Below are 13,136 nucleotides of genomic sequence, written 5' to 3'. Positions count from 1 at the left end.
TAATATAACATATTTTTTACTGCATATTAATCATCGGAATGACTTTATCGTTCCCATTTACCTGCGGAAGCTTGCCATCCCACTTCTCGATCCACTTGAGCATCAGGTATTCCTTGCCATTTTGCTTCTTGAGGGCTTCCATCTGGAGCGCGATGACCGCTGAATCTGCTTTTGCTTTCGCGACGCGCTGCTCGTTCTGGTAGTCCATCTTGATCTTGATGTTCTTTTCCTTGAGCGCTTCCTGCTCCTGCACCTGCTTGGCCTCGATGGCCTCGTTGAAGGCGCGGCTGAACTGGAATTCAGTGATGGTGAAGCCGTCGATAACGATATGTGCGCCCGCGGAATCGAGCTTGGCCTTGAGTGCCGATTCCATGCGGCTGCGAATTTCTTCGCGCTTCTGGAGCATCTCTTCGGGAACGTACTGCGGGGTGATGCCCGTGATGGTTTCCTTGATCTTGGGCTGTAGAACCGTGGAAACGTAGCGGGTGCCGTACTTGGAGTAAATCTTGTCGACGTTCAGCGGGTCAACGTGGTAGTTTACGTTCGTGCCCACGTAGACGGTCTGCAGGTCCTTCGAACCGGATTCAATCTTGACGGCTTCGAGTTGCGTGCTGACGGGGATGCGGACAATTTCTTTGGTGAGAATGTTGTAGAAGTTGAGGCCGGGTTCGAACGTCTCGCTGTACTTGCCGAACTGGAGAACAACGCCGCGTTCCGTTTCGTCAATCTGTGCACAGCCGAGAAGCGCGAGGGTGGCGGCCATGGTGAGTATGAGTTTTTTCATGTCAGAATCCTTTGCTGTAATCCTGACAGAAATATAATTTATTTCACATCGATTTTCTGAATTTGCATGCCGCCTGCGCTCTTGACACGCACGACGAAAACGCCCTTGCCGAGAGTTTCGCCGGCGAGTCGTATGCTGCCGCGGGCGGGGTGCTCCACTTGCAATACGTTTTGGCCGCGGCTGTTGAATACGCTTATGCTGTGCACGTGGTCTGCGCCGTTGTCGATGAACCAGCTCCCGTTTCTGCGGTGCAGCAGGTTGCCGGTGGACCTCTTGTCCACAGAAACCACGCCCTGCTTCGGATTTGCTGTAGTGAGTAGAACCGCGGAGATGGACTTTGCCGGGAGCTTGAGCGAAACCTTGTTGCCAGTTGCGCTGGCGGTTCCTGCCTGTAGCGCATTTTCTGTATGAGAAACGAATGTTTCGCCCTTGAGATTCTGCAAAGTGAGTGTCTTGACCGCCCCATCGGTGGCGGCGAAGTTCGCTAAATTGAGATTCACGTCTTGGGCGTCCTTTTCGGCGCGGTTCACGAAGATGACCGTGAGCGAATCGCCCATGTTACTGATGGAACTGTAGGCGGATACCAGCGAGTCGTTGCTGGAGGTGGACTGTACGCGATTCGGGTGGCCGTAGCGACTGAACAAGTGCACCGTTTCGTACATGCCGTCGCCCCATGTCCACGGGGTGAAAATTTCGACGCCGTTATCCTGCATGGTTCCGAGGAACGACGCGTAAGTGAGGGCCGTTACCATGGGGTCGTTGTCAATGATGCTTGTTTCGGTAATGCCGAGCGTAATGCCGTGATCCTTGCCGAAGTACTTTTCGAGCCAATTGTTGATGCGCACGAAGATGTAGGACCTGTAGCCCTTCTCCTTGTCGCTCCAGTCGCATTTGCCAGTAGCGCAACGCACCCCGTTGCCGCCCTTGTAGTAGTAGGTGGTATCGAACAGAACGCGATGCCAGTTGACGCGGCTTTCGTAGTCCTTTTCGGTGGGGTACCAGTGAATGTCAAACACGTCGAGAAGTCGTGTGCCGCTCGCTTTTTGCGCTTCGGCGATTTTCTTGGTGAAAAATTCGAGCCAACAGTATTCCTGGCCGTCGATCTTGGGCCTGCTTTCGTCGTTGTAGGCATTGATGTGACACCATTGCCATTCGTTGGCGACTACGGGGCCGGTGAGCTTGATATCGCCCCAGGCGGCGCGCGCCTTCTTGGCCACGTCGATATAGCGTTCAACGAGGAAATCTCCGGTTACGGGCAAGTCCAAATCGTTGTGGGTTCCGCGCCAGATTTCTATTTCGTTGTCCATGCTCCAGTATTTAAAACGGCTCATGTCGTACTTGAGTTCATCCTTCCAGTGCGGGATGATTCCCACGGTGGAATCGGCGGGCCATTCCATGTTGTAGAGCGAGGCGTCGCCCGCCTTGATGAGCGTCTGGCCGTCTTCCGATACTTCGCCGCCACCCGCAAGGTCGAATGTCTGTGACGGATACGAGCCGTGTTCTTGTTTCCAGTTCCAGTCGGGGAAATTGTATTCGGTGCTGCTTGCCGCGTAGCCCGTGAGCTGGAAGCCGTACATTGCGTCGACTCCCGGCATCTTATCGAGCACCTTTTTCGCGGTGATATCCCAGTCGTGCGCATAAACGTTGTTGAACCAGTCCGGATGAACCGTCATTTTGTGGCTCCAGTTGTAGCGCGTGGAGTTGTTGCCGTTGTTCGCGCGCATCATGTGGATGCCCGCGTCGAGCATCTGGGCGATAAACGCTTCTTCGTCCGCGTCGCTTGCGGCGTCCGTATCGCTGATTTTGTCTATGTTTCGCCCGTAAATGTATGGCGAAATTTTCTTGATGCCCGCATCTGCATCGACGGTTACATCGATGGCGAGTGCGGGAGAGACTGCGAGTAACGAACCGAGTACCGCACCCGCGAAAAACCTTGAATTACCCATATACAACACCTCTAGCCGCGTTTTGACCGCGGCTTTTGATAAATATATACTCAAAAAACGGGAAAGTTCAAGAAAAATACTCGTTTGTGGACAAACATGACAACAGTCACTACATTTGTCGATTGAAGACCAAATTTGATTTAGTCTATAACCAGCGACTTGTCGTAAATAAAGTCGACTTCTTCGGGCGTGATTCCGCCGGGAACGAGGTCCAGCTTGGAACGGTTTACCTTCATGGCGGCGGTGAACTGGTCGCGCATTTCGCAGGAAACCTTGCATTTGCCGATGAGCTTGCTGAGCATTTCGGAGAAATCGGCGGTGCTTTTGAGGCCCAAAAGTTCCAGAATGCGCTTGACATCTTCGGGGACCTTCTTTTGCGAAACTTCTACGTAGGCTGCGAGGAAGTAACCGACGGCTGGGCCGTGGGGCACGCCCTGATGCAGCGTGAGGTCGTAGCTCATGCCGTGCGGTACAGCGGTGCTCGTGTGCGCGATGGACATGCCCGCGATAGTCGAGGTGAGCATGAGTTTTTCGTAAAGGCTTTCGTCAACGGGGGCGTCAGAAAGGAGCGCGTCCTTGAATTCGCCCCAGAGCTTGAGGCCGTATTCTGGGCACATGCGGTTGAACGCGTTGGAATAGACGTTCAGGATGCTTTCGACCATGTGGGCGAGCGCGTCGACCGCGGTGTTCACGATTAGCGTCTTCTTGGCCGAGGCGAGGTACTTCCCGTCGACAAGCGCGAGCGCCGGGAAAATCTTGTGCGGGATGCTCTTTTTCAGGTGAATCTTGTGGTTCGTGATGATGGCGACCGGTGTTGCTTCGGAACCTGTTCCGCAGGTAGTCGGTACAGCAACGACAGGTACGTGGCCGAGCGGCTTTTCAGGAGCCTTGTGCAAGTTGTCCGCGTCGACGTTCGGGTTTGCAAGGAGCAATGCAACTGCTTTTGCCGCGTCGATGGCGGAACCACCCCCGATGCCGATGATGTAATCGGCCCCGAATTCGCGTGCCTGCTGTGCTGCGTTCCCGACGGTATCGGTTGACGGATTTTCTTCGACCTGGTCAAAAACTTGGTACGGCACGTGCCCTGCGTCCAGAACGGCAATGACATCGTTCAACGAACCGTTCTTCTTGGCAGACGTTTTGCCCGTCATAATGAACGCACGCTTTCCAATCGCAAGCAGATTTTGCGCGTGGTTCTTCACGCAGTCCTTTTCAACATAGATATCCGTAGGTACGTAGAAACGCATATAAAATTCCTTTCCTGGTTATTATAAACCGAGTCCTTCGATTATTGAGCGAACAGACGACTCGTCCGTGATTTCCACTTTGGCAAGAATGTTTTTTATTCCATCAATGTTTTTTGTTCGGACGAACCCATCAAATTGATCCATAAAACCGCCGAGATACAGCCGTTCGTTTACCGTCATGCCTTTGTATTTTTCAGTCATGCAATCATCCGCTTTAAAACTATAAGTCTTGTCTTGAATATACATTATTTCGCGGAGCGTATGCATTTTTATGAATAAAATGTAAAAGCGTTTGTTGTGCTTTTCACCCCGTGTAAAGCGTTTTGTAATAAATTTTTTGAAGACGTTTTATCCGCTGTGACGGGTGAAAAACGTTTTTATATTTCGCCTTGTGAACCCCGATACGGAGGCTTAAGATGATTTGTTTGAACGACTACTTGTTCTCTGGAAACACGGTGCTGAAGATTTTGCACCAGTATTCGAACGACCTCAGGAACAGCGCGAAAGAAACGCGCAATAACATCGACCTTGCTCACTCGAACTTTTTGATACAGATTATCGAATTGCTCGAACACAATGACTTCTTGACCTCGCAGTCTCAAAGGATTAAAGAGTTCTACAAGTTCATGACAAGGGAGTATCCCTTCCTTGCGTTCACGTTCAAGGGCCGCATCAAGTCGTTAATCCGTGCCGAAGAAAAGTTCAACGGCTATATCCTTGAATTTATCTACAACTATTACAAGAAGAATGGCGCGTTCCCGTCCGAAGCCGAAATCAAGAGCAAGTTGAACTTTCGCGACCTGATTGCCTACCGCATCGTCATCTCGATGCCGGTTTGCCATATCAAGAAGGGTGATGACCGGAGCGAGGTGGAAAAGAAATACCTGTACGAAATTGCGAATGCGTTGCCCGAGTTCCTCGAGGAGCGTGGCTTTTCTGCAGAGATTTTCAAGCACCTGGATGACAGCGGACATTCCGACTTGCTAAAGGATTTCGTGAGGCCGTATTACCATGATTCGGTGGCGACTCCCAGGAGTTCTGGCTATCAGTCGTTGCATATCACGTTCTACGACAACCTTGCGCGCTGCTATACGGAAGTGCAATTGCGAACGAAGGATATGGACGACTATGCCGAGATAGGCGAGGCGAACCACTTTGGCTACGAAAAGTCGCAAGAGGAACGGCGCTCCAAACACGACCAGATTCCGAGCGGCGAGTGCGTCTACTTTGACGAGGCGTATGAACGCTTGGTGAAATTGCAGGGGATTGACCTTGCGAAGATTGACGTGAACATGTTCAAGGCCATCAACAATCAGCTGATCAACGATGGCTGCGGGCTGTTCAGAGGCCGGCAAATCTTACCGTTCGAACACCTGTCACGATTCCAGAACGACTTGATTGATTAGTGTTTAATTATTTCTTGCTGTAGCTGGTAGAGCATATTCCCCTGCTCCACGCAGGGGCGTAATACGCGCAACCAGGTTACCATGATCCCGATAATCGAGGCACATGCTGCAAAACAGCCGGGCCTGGTGGCTACAATCCCTTCATACGCCACAATGTTGGCGAGGAGAAGGAAGATGACGAAAAGAACCAAGTCGCGCCTGGCCACGGGAGTGTATTGAATGCCGAGCACGTCTAGCAGCTTCTGCTGCCGCCGCGCGATATCCCACAAAATAAAGATGCCAATAAGATACCCGATATCAGGTATAGCCGCGCATACGGTTGCAACGCCCGGGGAAAAAGTTGTCTTGGTGAGGCAACGCAGGTTCGTCAAGGCATGGTCGAGCCACGATGGCCAGTAAATGGAAAACAGCACCCCCATAAGTGCGCTTACGACCAAAGAAGCGATTGTTAGAACAATATTCGCTATTAACAAATAGTAGAGATAGTAGAGAAGCCGAGCGGTATCCGCATCATTCCCGTCTGCGTTCGCCATATAGCCAGCAATCTCCATGGCGATAATGCATAGCACCATGCATACAACAATAAGGATAAGCCAAAGTTTCAAGAAGAACATGGTGCGGGCGCCTCGCCGGGAATTGTCTTCCAGGCGCCTGCTATCTGAACTTTTATGTTTTGGTTGCAATAACGGCATTGAAAATAATATAATTACGGGTACTTCGCTCCGGGAATATCCTTCAGGATTTCTTTCCAGAAATCGCGGAATTCCTTTTCGGTGACGGTACCGCCTGCGCTGAGTAGGCGGTAGTGTTCGCCTTGCCAGACGTAATCGACGGGGGAGGCGTCAAAGCCGTTGCGCTGGTAAAATTCGCGGCGGCGGTTCCTGCGTTCGAGTTCTTCGGCGTCCTTGGAATCTTCTTCGACTTCAATATCGACGACGATGCGCGTGTCGGGGTGTTGCTTGCGGATGGCCTGCAAAATTTGCGAGCCGTACCCGCGGCTGCGCAGTTCTGGAACGACCGCGAAATAGACGATGTTCGTGATGCTCCCGTGCGTGATGGAGTTCGAGAACCCGCAGAAAGTATCTCCATCAAAAAACGCCCAAAATTCGCGCTTGATTTTGTCGTCGAGCAAATGCTTTATGGGGATCCGCTCGTTCGCCGGGAACGCCGATTCGTACAGCGCCTTGACCTGCGGAAACCAGGGGGCATTTCTTGTGACATCGAAATACTGGAGCATTTGCGGAAAGAATAGGATAATGTAGTTCGCTCGTCAAGTAGGGGAGTGCGCTTCGGAGCGTTTTAGTGTATATTTATCTACATGAAGTCATTTGAAAACAAAGTGGTTGTAGTAACGGGCGGGGCGCATGGGATTGGTGCAACTGTCGTGAGTGAATTCGAGAAAGAGGGGGCGAAGGTCGCGTCCATCGACATCCGCGAGAATACCTGTTTTGTTGGGGACCTTTCGAAGAAGGATGTCCTTGAAAAATTTGCGCAGTTCGTGATTGAAAAATATGGCCATGTGGATGTGCTGGTGAACAATGCGCTCCCGCTGATGAAGGGCATAGACGAGTGCAGCTACGAGGAATTCAGCTACGCGCTGGCCGTGGGCGTGACTGCCCCGTTTTACCTCGCGAAACTTTTCGCGCCGCATTTTGGGTCGGGTGCAAGTATTATAAACATTTCCTCGAGTCGCGACCGCATGAGCCAACCGCAAACAGAAAGCTATACGGCAGCGAAGGGCGGGATTGCAGCCCTCACCCATGCGCTTGCCGTAAGTTTTGCGGGCCGCATTCGCGTGAATTCCATTTCGCCGGGCTGGATCGATACGGATTTCAAGGTCTACGAAGGCCCTGATGCCACCCAGCAGCCTGCGGGCCGCGTCGGCAACCCGCTCGACATCGCGAACATGGTACTTTACCTCGCTAGTGACAAGGCCGGCTTCATCACCGGCGAAAACATTTGCATCGATGGCGGCATGACCCGCCAGATGATTTACCACAACGACTGCGGCTGGAAATTCGAAGGGTAAAACCGCACTTTCTGGACAAGTGGGGTAGGAAAGGTTATATTTCAGTTGAATAACAGGCCGTTGAGGCGAAGGAGTTCTTATGCGAAACGTCATTGCGAGCACAAGGTGCGTGGCAATCTCTTTAATGTTGGGTGCGTTCTTGGCGGCGTGTGGCGACGACGATAGCTCGTCTGCATCGGCAGGGCCGAATGATGATCCGGGAGTTGAATCGTCTTCTTCTGAGGCGGTCTTTTCAAGTTCTTCTTCGGAACAATTCTTTGTTCCAAGTGAATATCGTACTTGTGATAAAAAGTACGAGGGCAAATTTTTATTGTATCAGTACCGAGAAACGTTAGATGCTTTGTATGGAACGTATAGAGTCAATACCGTTTTTTACAAATGTAAAAATGGTAAGTGGTCTGGACCTTCTGCAACTTCTCCGGAAAATCTAACGGAAGGTGATGTGATTCGTGCTGCTCCTGACGGTTGGGAAGGTGATGAGTTTCATGTTGCTCCTGACGATTGGGAATGCGATGCGGAAAACGAAGGTCAGGTGCAATCGTGGAGGTTTATGGTGTTTTCGGTTCCCCATTCGCCGATGGGTTACACGCCTACTTATTATGCACGGTGTGAGCAAGGTGACTGGGTTTTATGCGAACCGGAAAGTTCGTCAAGCAGCAGTATGGACAATGCTTCGTCGAGTTCGGTGAAGTCGAGTAGCTCATCATCCGTCATTCTGAGCGCAAGCGAAGAATCCAGTAGTAGCTTGGCAGAGTCCTCGTCTAGCGTCGCGGAGTCGTCTTCTTCAGTCGTCACACCGCAGTCGAGCTCCAGCTCGACAAGCGTGTCCAGCAGTTCTGCTGATGTGCAGTCTAGCTCTAGCGAAGCGGAGTCAAGTTCCAGTAGTAGCGTGGACAAGGTAAATTGTTCGGCGCTTCTGGAAGGCGAAACGGGCTGGAGCTGGGATGTGCCGAAGGAATGCCGCTTTAACCCTGATATTGACTATGGCACCATGACCGATAGCCGTGATGGCAAGGTTTACAGGACGGTGAAGATTGGCGACCAAGTGTGGATGGCCGAAAACTTGAACTTTGACGTTGGTCAAGGAGGTTCGGGCGAGAACGTCTATGAATGGTCCTGGTGCTACAATAATGAACCTAAAAACTGCGAAGTGGCAGGCAGGATATACACATGGGCGGCGGCAATAGATTCTGTAAAACTTGCAACAGATGCGGATGATCCGCAGGAATGTGGTTTCGGCAAGATTTGTGGTCTCGCTTCGGCAAGCTCAGCGACCTTGGTTCAAGGCGTTTGTCCCACGGGATGGCACCTGCCGTCTAACACCGAATGGAACATCCTGTTCACGAAGGTGGGCGGTAAAAGCAATGCGGGTAAGGTTCTCAAGGCCCAGACTGGCTGGATAGCCTATAGCGGCGTCATCAACGAGGATGCGGTTGGGTTCACTGCGCTCCCAGCCGTTAATGGGGGGTACCGTCAAACGGGCATCAGCGCGGTCTTCTGGAGTTCTACTGAGAACAATAGCGACCGTGCGTACTACATCTCCTTGTATTGTGGTGACGACGAGGTGATCCTGACCCACAACCCCAAGAATAAAGACTACTCCGTTCGTTGCGTAAAGAACAATTAGCGAATGAAACCCCTTGTCATTTACGTGCACGGGAAGGGCGGGAACGCTGACTACGTGCGTGAAAATCCGATCAAGTGGATGCTAAATTGCTAAAAAAAACACGATTTTTGCCTTATTGGTGCAAAAATTGTGAGTTTTGTCGCGTTATTCGTATGAAAAATGCAGAAGCTGTTGCAAAATTGATATGAATAATGTAGATTTTGGAGCATGGAACGCGAAATACTGAAAAATTTCATAGAATGGATGTCTGAGCCTGGGCGTAAGCCGCTGGTGGTGACCGGGGTGCGTCAGTGCGGAAAAACCTACGCAATCAAGGATTTTGGGAACCGTTTTTTTGAAAACCTGGCGTATTTCAATTTCGAGGGAAATACTGCCCTGCAGTCCATCTTCGAGTACGATTTCGATGTCACTCGCATTGTGATGGAACTGGAGCGCTATTCTAAGCAGAAAATTACGGATGGGAAGACGCTTGTCTTTTTCGACGAAATCCAGGCGTGCCCCAAGGCCATAACGAGCCTGAAGTATTTCTGCGAAGACAGGTCCGGGCTTCATGTGATTGCTGCAGGATCTCTCCTGGGAGTGGTTATCCGCAAGTCGGAAATTTCTTTCCCCGTGGGGAAGGTGGAACGCCTGCAGATGTTTCCCATGAGTTTTGAGGAATTCTTGATGGCGATTGATGACGGCCGGTCCCTGCTCGAAGGTCTTTCGAACTATGACCTGCGACATGCGCTGCCGGAAATGTACACGATTCCGCTACAGAATTATCTGAAACTTTATTATGTTGTCGGCGGTATGCCCGCTGCGGTAGCGTCGTTTGTACAGGAAAATGATTTTGAAAAAGTGGACCGAATCCTGAAAAATATTCTCTTGGATTATGGGGACGATTTTTCAAAGCATGCTCCTCCATCGGATATTCCGAAACTAGGGCTTATCTGGGATTCCGTTCCCAAGCAACTGGCAAAGGACAACAACAAGTTCATGTTCTCGCATGTGAAGGCGGGCAAGCGTGCTGCTGATTTGGAAGATGCGCTGCAATGGCTCTTTAATGCGGGACTTTTGCACAAGCTGGAATGTGTGACGAATGCGGAACTGCCGCTATCGAACAATGCTAACGGCACGGTTTTCAAGGTCTATATGAGCGATGTCGGGTTGTTGCGTGTGAAGTCTGGAATTGACGCCAGCACGATTCTTGAAGAAACACCGCTGTACGCAACGTTCAAGGGTGCGTTTACGGAAAACTATGTAATGAATGAACTTGTGAAGCTGGGGCTGCACCCGTATTTCTGGCGGTCAGAGAACAGGGCTGAACTCGATTTTCTGATTGAGATAAAAAACGAGTTGATGCCGATCGAAGTCAAGGCGGAAGAACGCACGAAAGCGAAAAGCTATGGCGTCTTTTGCAAGAGATTTTCGCCTAAGAAAGGATTCGTACTTTCGCAAAAGAATATCGCTGTGACGAATGACGGACAAACGGAAACATTGCATTTACCGCTTTACCTGTGCGGAAAGATGTTCCGTTGACTGTGATGTGCGGGCGGCGAACGCTGGTTTCACACCGCCGAGCAGATGGCATTTTTGGATAGGTGGATTAGGGAATAATCATTTTTTCATAAAATAGGGCAGCCTAGATTTATAAATTATACTATTTGGTATTATACCAAATGGTATAATTTTTTTGGTGAGGGGGGGGAGAACGAAAAATAGTGATTCTATGCAGAAGTATTGCTTTTTGCAGTTATTTTGACTATATTTTGATATAATAATGCAGGAGGTCTGTATGCCGATGTCGGTTTTGCAAATAAGGATTGAAGAAGATTTGAAAAAGCAGGTTTCCGACCTGTTTGAAAGCCTTGGGATGGATATACCCACGGCTGTGCGCATCTTTTTCAAACGTGCTCTTGTCGAAAATGGAATTCCGTTTGAGGTGAAGGGAACACCTCCGACGTATAAGGGGCATGATTTGCTTTACTACCTCAATGAGGCACAGCGCCAGGCCCATGAACATGGCGTTGACAACTTGAGCGAAGAAGAAATCGAGGCCGAAATCAAGGCTGCCCGTGCGGAGAGAAAGAAACGGCTTGGAACGAACGGATGAACGAAAATACGGAAAAAGATGTAAAAAGGCTTTGGGTCGAAAAAGACGCTGTTTGTGTCGAACTGAAAGACGGACGAATCGGGCGGGAACTTATCCGCGATTACGAACCGCTGAGGAAGGCTACGCGAAAGCAGTTGGAGAATTGCCGCGTTGATTGCGATGGCGTGTGGTTTGATGATCTGGATGAGGGTCTCTAACTTTCGGGATTCTTTTCGGGTGAAAAATTTAGTCGTCCGTGATGTGCGGGCGGCTATTGTGTTGAAGCTTTGGCCTTGTTTCGCTTTTTGAGGGTGAAAATAAATTACATTTTCTTTAGATAAATATTGTTTGGAGGCGTTTATGAAGAGGTTTCTTGATCTGTCATCCTGGCGGACAGCACTAGGCAACTTGTTGCCTAGTGCGCATGGCCACCAAGGTGGGAGCCGCAAGGCGGCGATAGGATTTATGCTTATTATGGCGATGTTGTTTGCCGCCTGCGGGGATGACGACAGCAGTTTTGCCCCACGCGACAATACGGTGTCCGATTCCGACATCGTTGCGGAATCTTTTGACGATTTGCCGGTTTGCAGCAGCAAGCGCGAGGGTGCGACAGCCTACATAAAGGACGAAAAGAACGCCTACATGTGCGTAGACGGCGACTGGACCTTGAATGACGATGCTACATCTTCATCCAGCGTCACAGCGGACGAAACGAAGCAATCCTCTTCAAGCGAAGCCCTGCAATCTAGTAGTAGTGAAGTCAGAGCAATAAGCAGTTCTTCTGAAAACATAAGCGCAGGTAGCATTTACGATGCAACCGCAAAAACGCTGAAAGATTTGCGCGACGACAAAACCTACAAGACTGTGACCATTGGCACCCAGACCTGGATGGCGGAGAACCTGAACTATGCCTACACCGGCGTCCCCTATAACTATAACGGTCACACCTCCGATTCCACTAGCTGGTGCTATAACAACGATCCCGACAACTGCGCCAAGTACGGTCGCCTGTACACCTGGGCGGCAGCCATGGACAGCGTCGGCACATGGACCACAAATGGCAAGGGTTGCGGCCATGATTCGACATGCTCACCAACCGGTACTATACGCGGCATTTGCCCCGAGGGCTGGCACCTGCCGGACACCACGGAATGGAACACGCTGTTCACGTCGGTGGGCGGCAAATCTACAGCGGGTACAAAGCTGAAATCCACCGGCGGCTGGTTTAATGACGGCAACGGCACGGACGCTTTCGGGTTCTCGGCGTTGCCTGCCGGCAACAGGTACGACAGTGGGGGTTACAACTACGAGGGCAGCAACGCGTACTTCTGGAGTTCTACGGAGGACAATAGCGACTACGCGTACCGCATGTACTTGTACTACAACTACGACTACGCGCTCCTGTACGACTACAATAAGATCAACGGGCATTCTGTTCGTTGTCTCAAGGACTAGCAGTGAGGCGAATCCTGCACGGAAATGCTGGCATTTCCGTATAGGTGAGCCGAGCAGCGAGGGACTCCGTAGGAGTCCCCTAGGTTGCCAACCGTCACACACCCGCTGTCACCCTGGAGCCGAAGGCGATAGGGTCCATGGCAATTCACCCGCATGGCGACTTCCCGCAGTCGAGAACCCTCGTCACACCGCAGCCACGTAGTGGCAAGTGTGTCCACTGGCATGACGATGCGGGATAAACTAGTGCGTCCCGTGCCGAGAAATGTCAACTTAATTGCTATTTTGTAAAAAAAACAGGAGGAAACCTGTATGCGAAACAGATTGTCCTTGGCGTTCCTTTTTTCCGGGGCCCTGCTCGTGGCCTGCAGCGACGACGACTCTTTTATCCAGCGCCCGTCCGGTGGCTTGCCTGCCGAGGTGGCCGACAAGGCAGAGCTGGAAACCTACGAGTGCAGCATGGACGTCATCGGCGAGAAGGTCTATGTGGTCGACCTCGGGGAGAACTATGAATGTGACGGAGATGAGTGGTTCCGGTCCTACGACCAGCCGAAGTCGAGCAGTTCAGCGA

At 51.0% G+C, this 13,136-nt stretch carries 14 protein-coding genes; 8 read left to right on the top strand and 6 right to left on the bottom strand.

Features of this window, described 5'->3' with window-relative positions; translation table 11 throughout:
• Nucleotides 1-16: 16 nt before the first annotated feature.
• From B4B27_RS02575 to B4B27_RS02560, 4 genes are all read right to left on the bottom strand, one after another.
• Nucleotides 17-784: a prohibitin family protein gene (locus tag B4B27_RS02575; protein ID WP_173365326.1), complete on the bottom strand. Its 768-nt coding sequence runs from the start codon at nt 782-784 to the stop codon at nt 17-19.
• A 38-nt stretch (nt 785-822) separates the two neighbouring features.
• Entirely contained in the window at nt 823-2,730 is a 1,908-nt protein-coding gene (locus B4B27_RS02570; protein WP_290723365.1) for a glycoside hydrolase family 44 protein, read from the bottom strand.
• Between the two features lie 140 nt (nt 2,731-2,870).
• On the bottom strand, nt 2,871-3,977 hold the full coding sequence (locus B4B27_RS02565; protein WP_290723363.1) for an iron-containing alcohol dehydrogenase family protein: 1,107 nt from the start codon (nt 3,975-3,977) through the stop codon (nt 2,871-2,873).
• A gap of 21 nt (nt 3,978-3,998) precedes the next feature.
• On the bottom strand, nt 3,999-4,178 hold the full coding sequence (locus tag B4B27_RS02560; protein WP_290723362.1) for a hypothetical protein: 180 nt from the start codon (nt 4,176-4,178) through the stop codon (nt 3,999-4,001).
• Between the two features lie 215 nt (nt 4,179-4,393).
• On the opposite strand from B4B27_RS02560, the gene B4B27_RS02555 reads away from it, so the two are divergent.
• The gene (locus tag B4B27_RS02555) at nt 4,394-5,383 is read left to right on the top strand and encodes a guanosine polyphosphate pyrophosphohydrolase (RefSeq protein ID WP_290723360.1); all 990 of its coding nucleotides are present in this window, start codon (nt 4,394-4,396) and stop codon (nt 5,381-5,383) included.
• On the opposite strand, the gene B4B27_RS02550 is transcribed toward B4B27_RS02555, so the two are convergent.
• Together B4B27_RS02550 and B4B27_RS02545 are read right to left on the bottom strand one after the other, a co-directional pair.
• Nucleotides 5,380-6,075, bottom strand: coding sequence for a hypothetical protein (locus tag B4B27_RS02550; RefSeq protein ID WP_290723358.1), 696 nt, complete (start codon nt 6,073-6,075; stop codon nt 5,380-5,382). The two genes, B4B27_RS02555 and B4B27_RS02550, sit on opposite strands and share 4 nt — an antisense overlap.
• Before the next feature lie 14 nt (nt 6,076-6,089).
• On the bottom strand, nt 6,090-6,620 hold the full coding sequence (locus tag B4B27_RS02545; RefSeq protein ID WP_290723356.1) for a GNAT family N-acetyltransferase: 531 nt from the start codon (nt 6,618-6,620) through the stop codon (nt 6,090-6,092).
• 81 nt (nt 6,621-6,701) lie between these two features.
• On the opposite strand from B4B27_RS02545, the gene B4B27_RS02540 reads away from it, so the two are divergent.
• The 7 genes from B4B27_RS02540 to B4B27_RS02510 form a co-directional block, all read left to right on the top strand.
• Nucleotides 6,702-7,412, top strand: a complete 711-nt coding sequence (locus B4B27_RS02540; protein ID WP_290723354.1) for an SDR family NAD(P)-dependent oxidoreductase — start codon at nt 6,702-6,704, stop codon at nt 7,410-7,412.
• A 442-nt stretch (nt 7,413-7,854) separates the two neighbouring features.
• Nucleotides 7,855-9,039: a fibrobacter succinogenes major paralogous domain-containing protein gene (locus tag B4B27_RS02535; protein WP_290723352.1), complete on the top strand. Its 1,185-nt coding sequence runs from the start codon at nt 7,855-7,857 to the stop codon at nt 9,037-9,039.
• Nucleotides 9,040-9,246: 207 nt separating this feature from the next.
• Nucleotides 9,247-10,560: an ATP-binding protein gene (locus tag B4B27_RS02530; RefSeq protein WP_290723350.1), complete on the top strand. Its 1,314-nt coding sequence runs from the start codon at nt 9,247-9,249 to the stop codon at nt 10,558-10,560.
• A 256-nt stretch (nt 10,561-10,816) separates the two neighbouring features.
• Nucleotides 10,817-11,134: a type II toxin-antitoxin system RelB/DinJ family antitoxin gene (locus B4B27_RS02525; RefSeq protein WP_290723348.1), complete on the top strand. Its 318-nt coding sequence runs from the start codon at nt 10,817-10,819 to the stop codon at nt 11,132-11,134.
• Nucleotides 11,131-11,331, top strand: coding sequence for a DUF2442 domain-containing protein (locus B4B27_RS02520; RefSeq protein WP_290723347.1), 201 nt, complete (start codon nt 11,131-11,133; stop codon nt 11,329-11,331). The genes B4B27_RS02525 and B4B27_RS02520 overlap by 4 nt, the downstream gene beginning before the upstream one ends.
• Before the next feature lie 256 nt (nt 11,332-11,587).
• On the top strand, nt 11,588-12,568 hold the full coding sequence (locus B4B27_RS02515; RefSeq protein WP_290723345.1) for a fibrobacter succinogenes major paralogous domain-containing protein: 981 nt from the start codon (nt 11,588-11,590) through the stop codon (nt 12,566-12,568).
• 309 nt (nt 12,569-12,877) lie between these two features.
• Nucleotides 12,878-13,136: hypothetical protein (locus tag B4B27_RS02510; RefSeq protein ID WP_290723343.1), on the top strand; the 259-nt coding region annotated here is incomplete at its 3' end.

The organism is Fibrobacter sp. UBA2449 (genome assembly GCF_002342555.1).
GTDB lineage: Bacteria > Fibrobacterota > Fibrobacteria > Fibrobacterales > Fibrobacteraceae > Fibrobacter.
Note: the sequence above shows the minus strand (reverse complement) of the source record. Positions and strands in the feature narration are given on the sequence as shown.

Excerpts from the sequence above, each read along its gene's own strand:
- B4B27_RS02575 (WP_173365326.1), bottom strand. The coding sequence starts at position 784 with ATGAAAAAACTCATACTCACCATGGCCGCCACCCTCGCGCTTCTCGGC.
- B4B27_RS02570 (WP_290723365.1), bottom strand. The coding sequence starts at position 2,730 with ATGGGTAATTCAAGGTTTTTCGCGGGTGCGGTACTCGGTTCGTTACTC.
- B4B27_RS02565 (WP_290723363.1), bottom strand. The coding sequence starts at position 3,977 with ATGCGTTTCTACGTACCTACGGATATCTATGTTGAAAAGGACTGCGTG.
- B4B27_RS02560 (WP_290723362.1), bottom strand. The coding sequence starts at position 4,178 with ATGACTGAAAAATACAAAGGCATGACGGTAAACGAACGGCTGTATCTC.
- B4B27_RS02555 (WP_290723360.1), top strand. The coding sequence starts at position 4,394 with ATGATTTGTTTGAACGACTACTTGTTCTCTGGAAACACGGTGCTGAAG.
- B4B27_RS02550 (WP_290723358.1), bottom strand. The coding sequence starts at position 6,075 with ATGCCGTTATTGCAACCAAAACATAAAAGTTCAGATAGCAGGCGCCTG.
- B4B27_RS02545 (WP_290723356.1), bottom strand. The coding sequence starts at position 6,620 with ATGCTCCAGTATTTCGATGTCACAAGAAATGCCCCCTGGTTTCCGCAG.
- B4B27_RS02540 (WP_290723354.1), top strand. The coding sequence starts at position 6,702 with ATGAAGTCATTTGAAAACAAAGTGGTTGTAGTAACGGGCGGGGCGCAT.
- B4B27_RS02530 (WP_290723350.1), top strand. The coding sequence starts at position 9,247 with ATGGAACGCGAAATACTGAAAAATTTCATAGAATGGATGTCTGAGCCT.
- B4B27_RS02525 (WP_290723348.1), top strand. The coding sequence starts at position 10,817 with ATGCCGATGTCGGTTTTGCAAATAAGGATTGAAGAAGATTTGAAAAAG.
- B4B27_RS02520 (WP_290723347.1), top strand. The coding sequence starts at position 11,131 with ATGAACGAAAATACGGAAAAAGATGTAAAAAGGCTTTGGGTCGAAAAA.
- B4B27_RS02515 (WP_290723345.1), top strand. The coding sequence starts at position 11,588 with ATGGCGATGTTGTTTGCCGCCTGCGGGGATGACGACAGCAGTTTTGCC.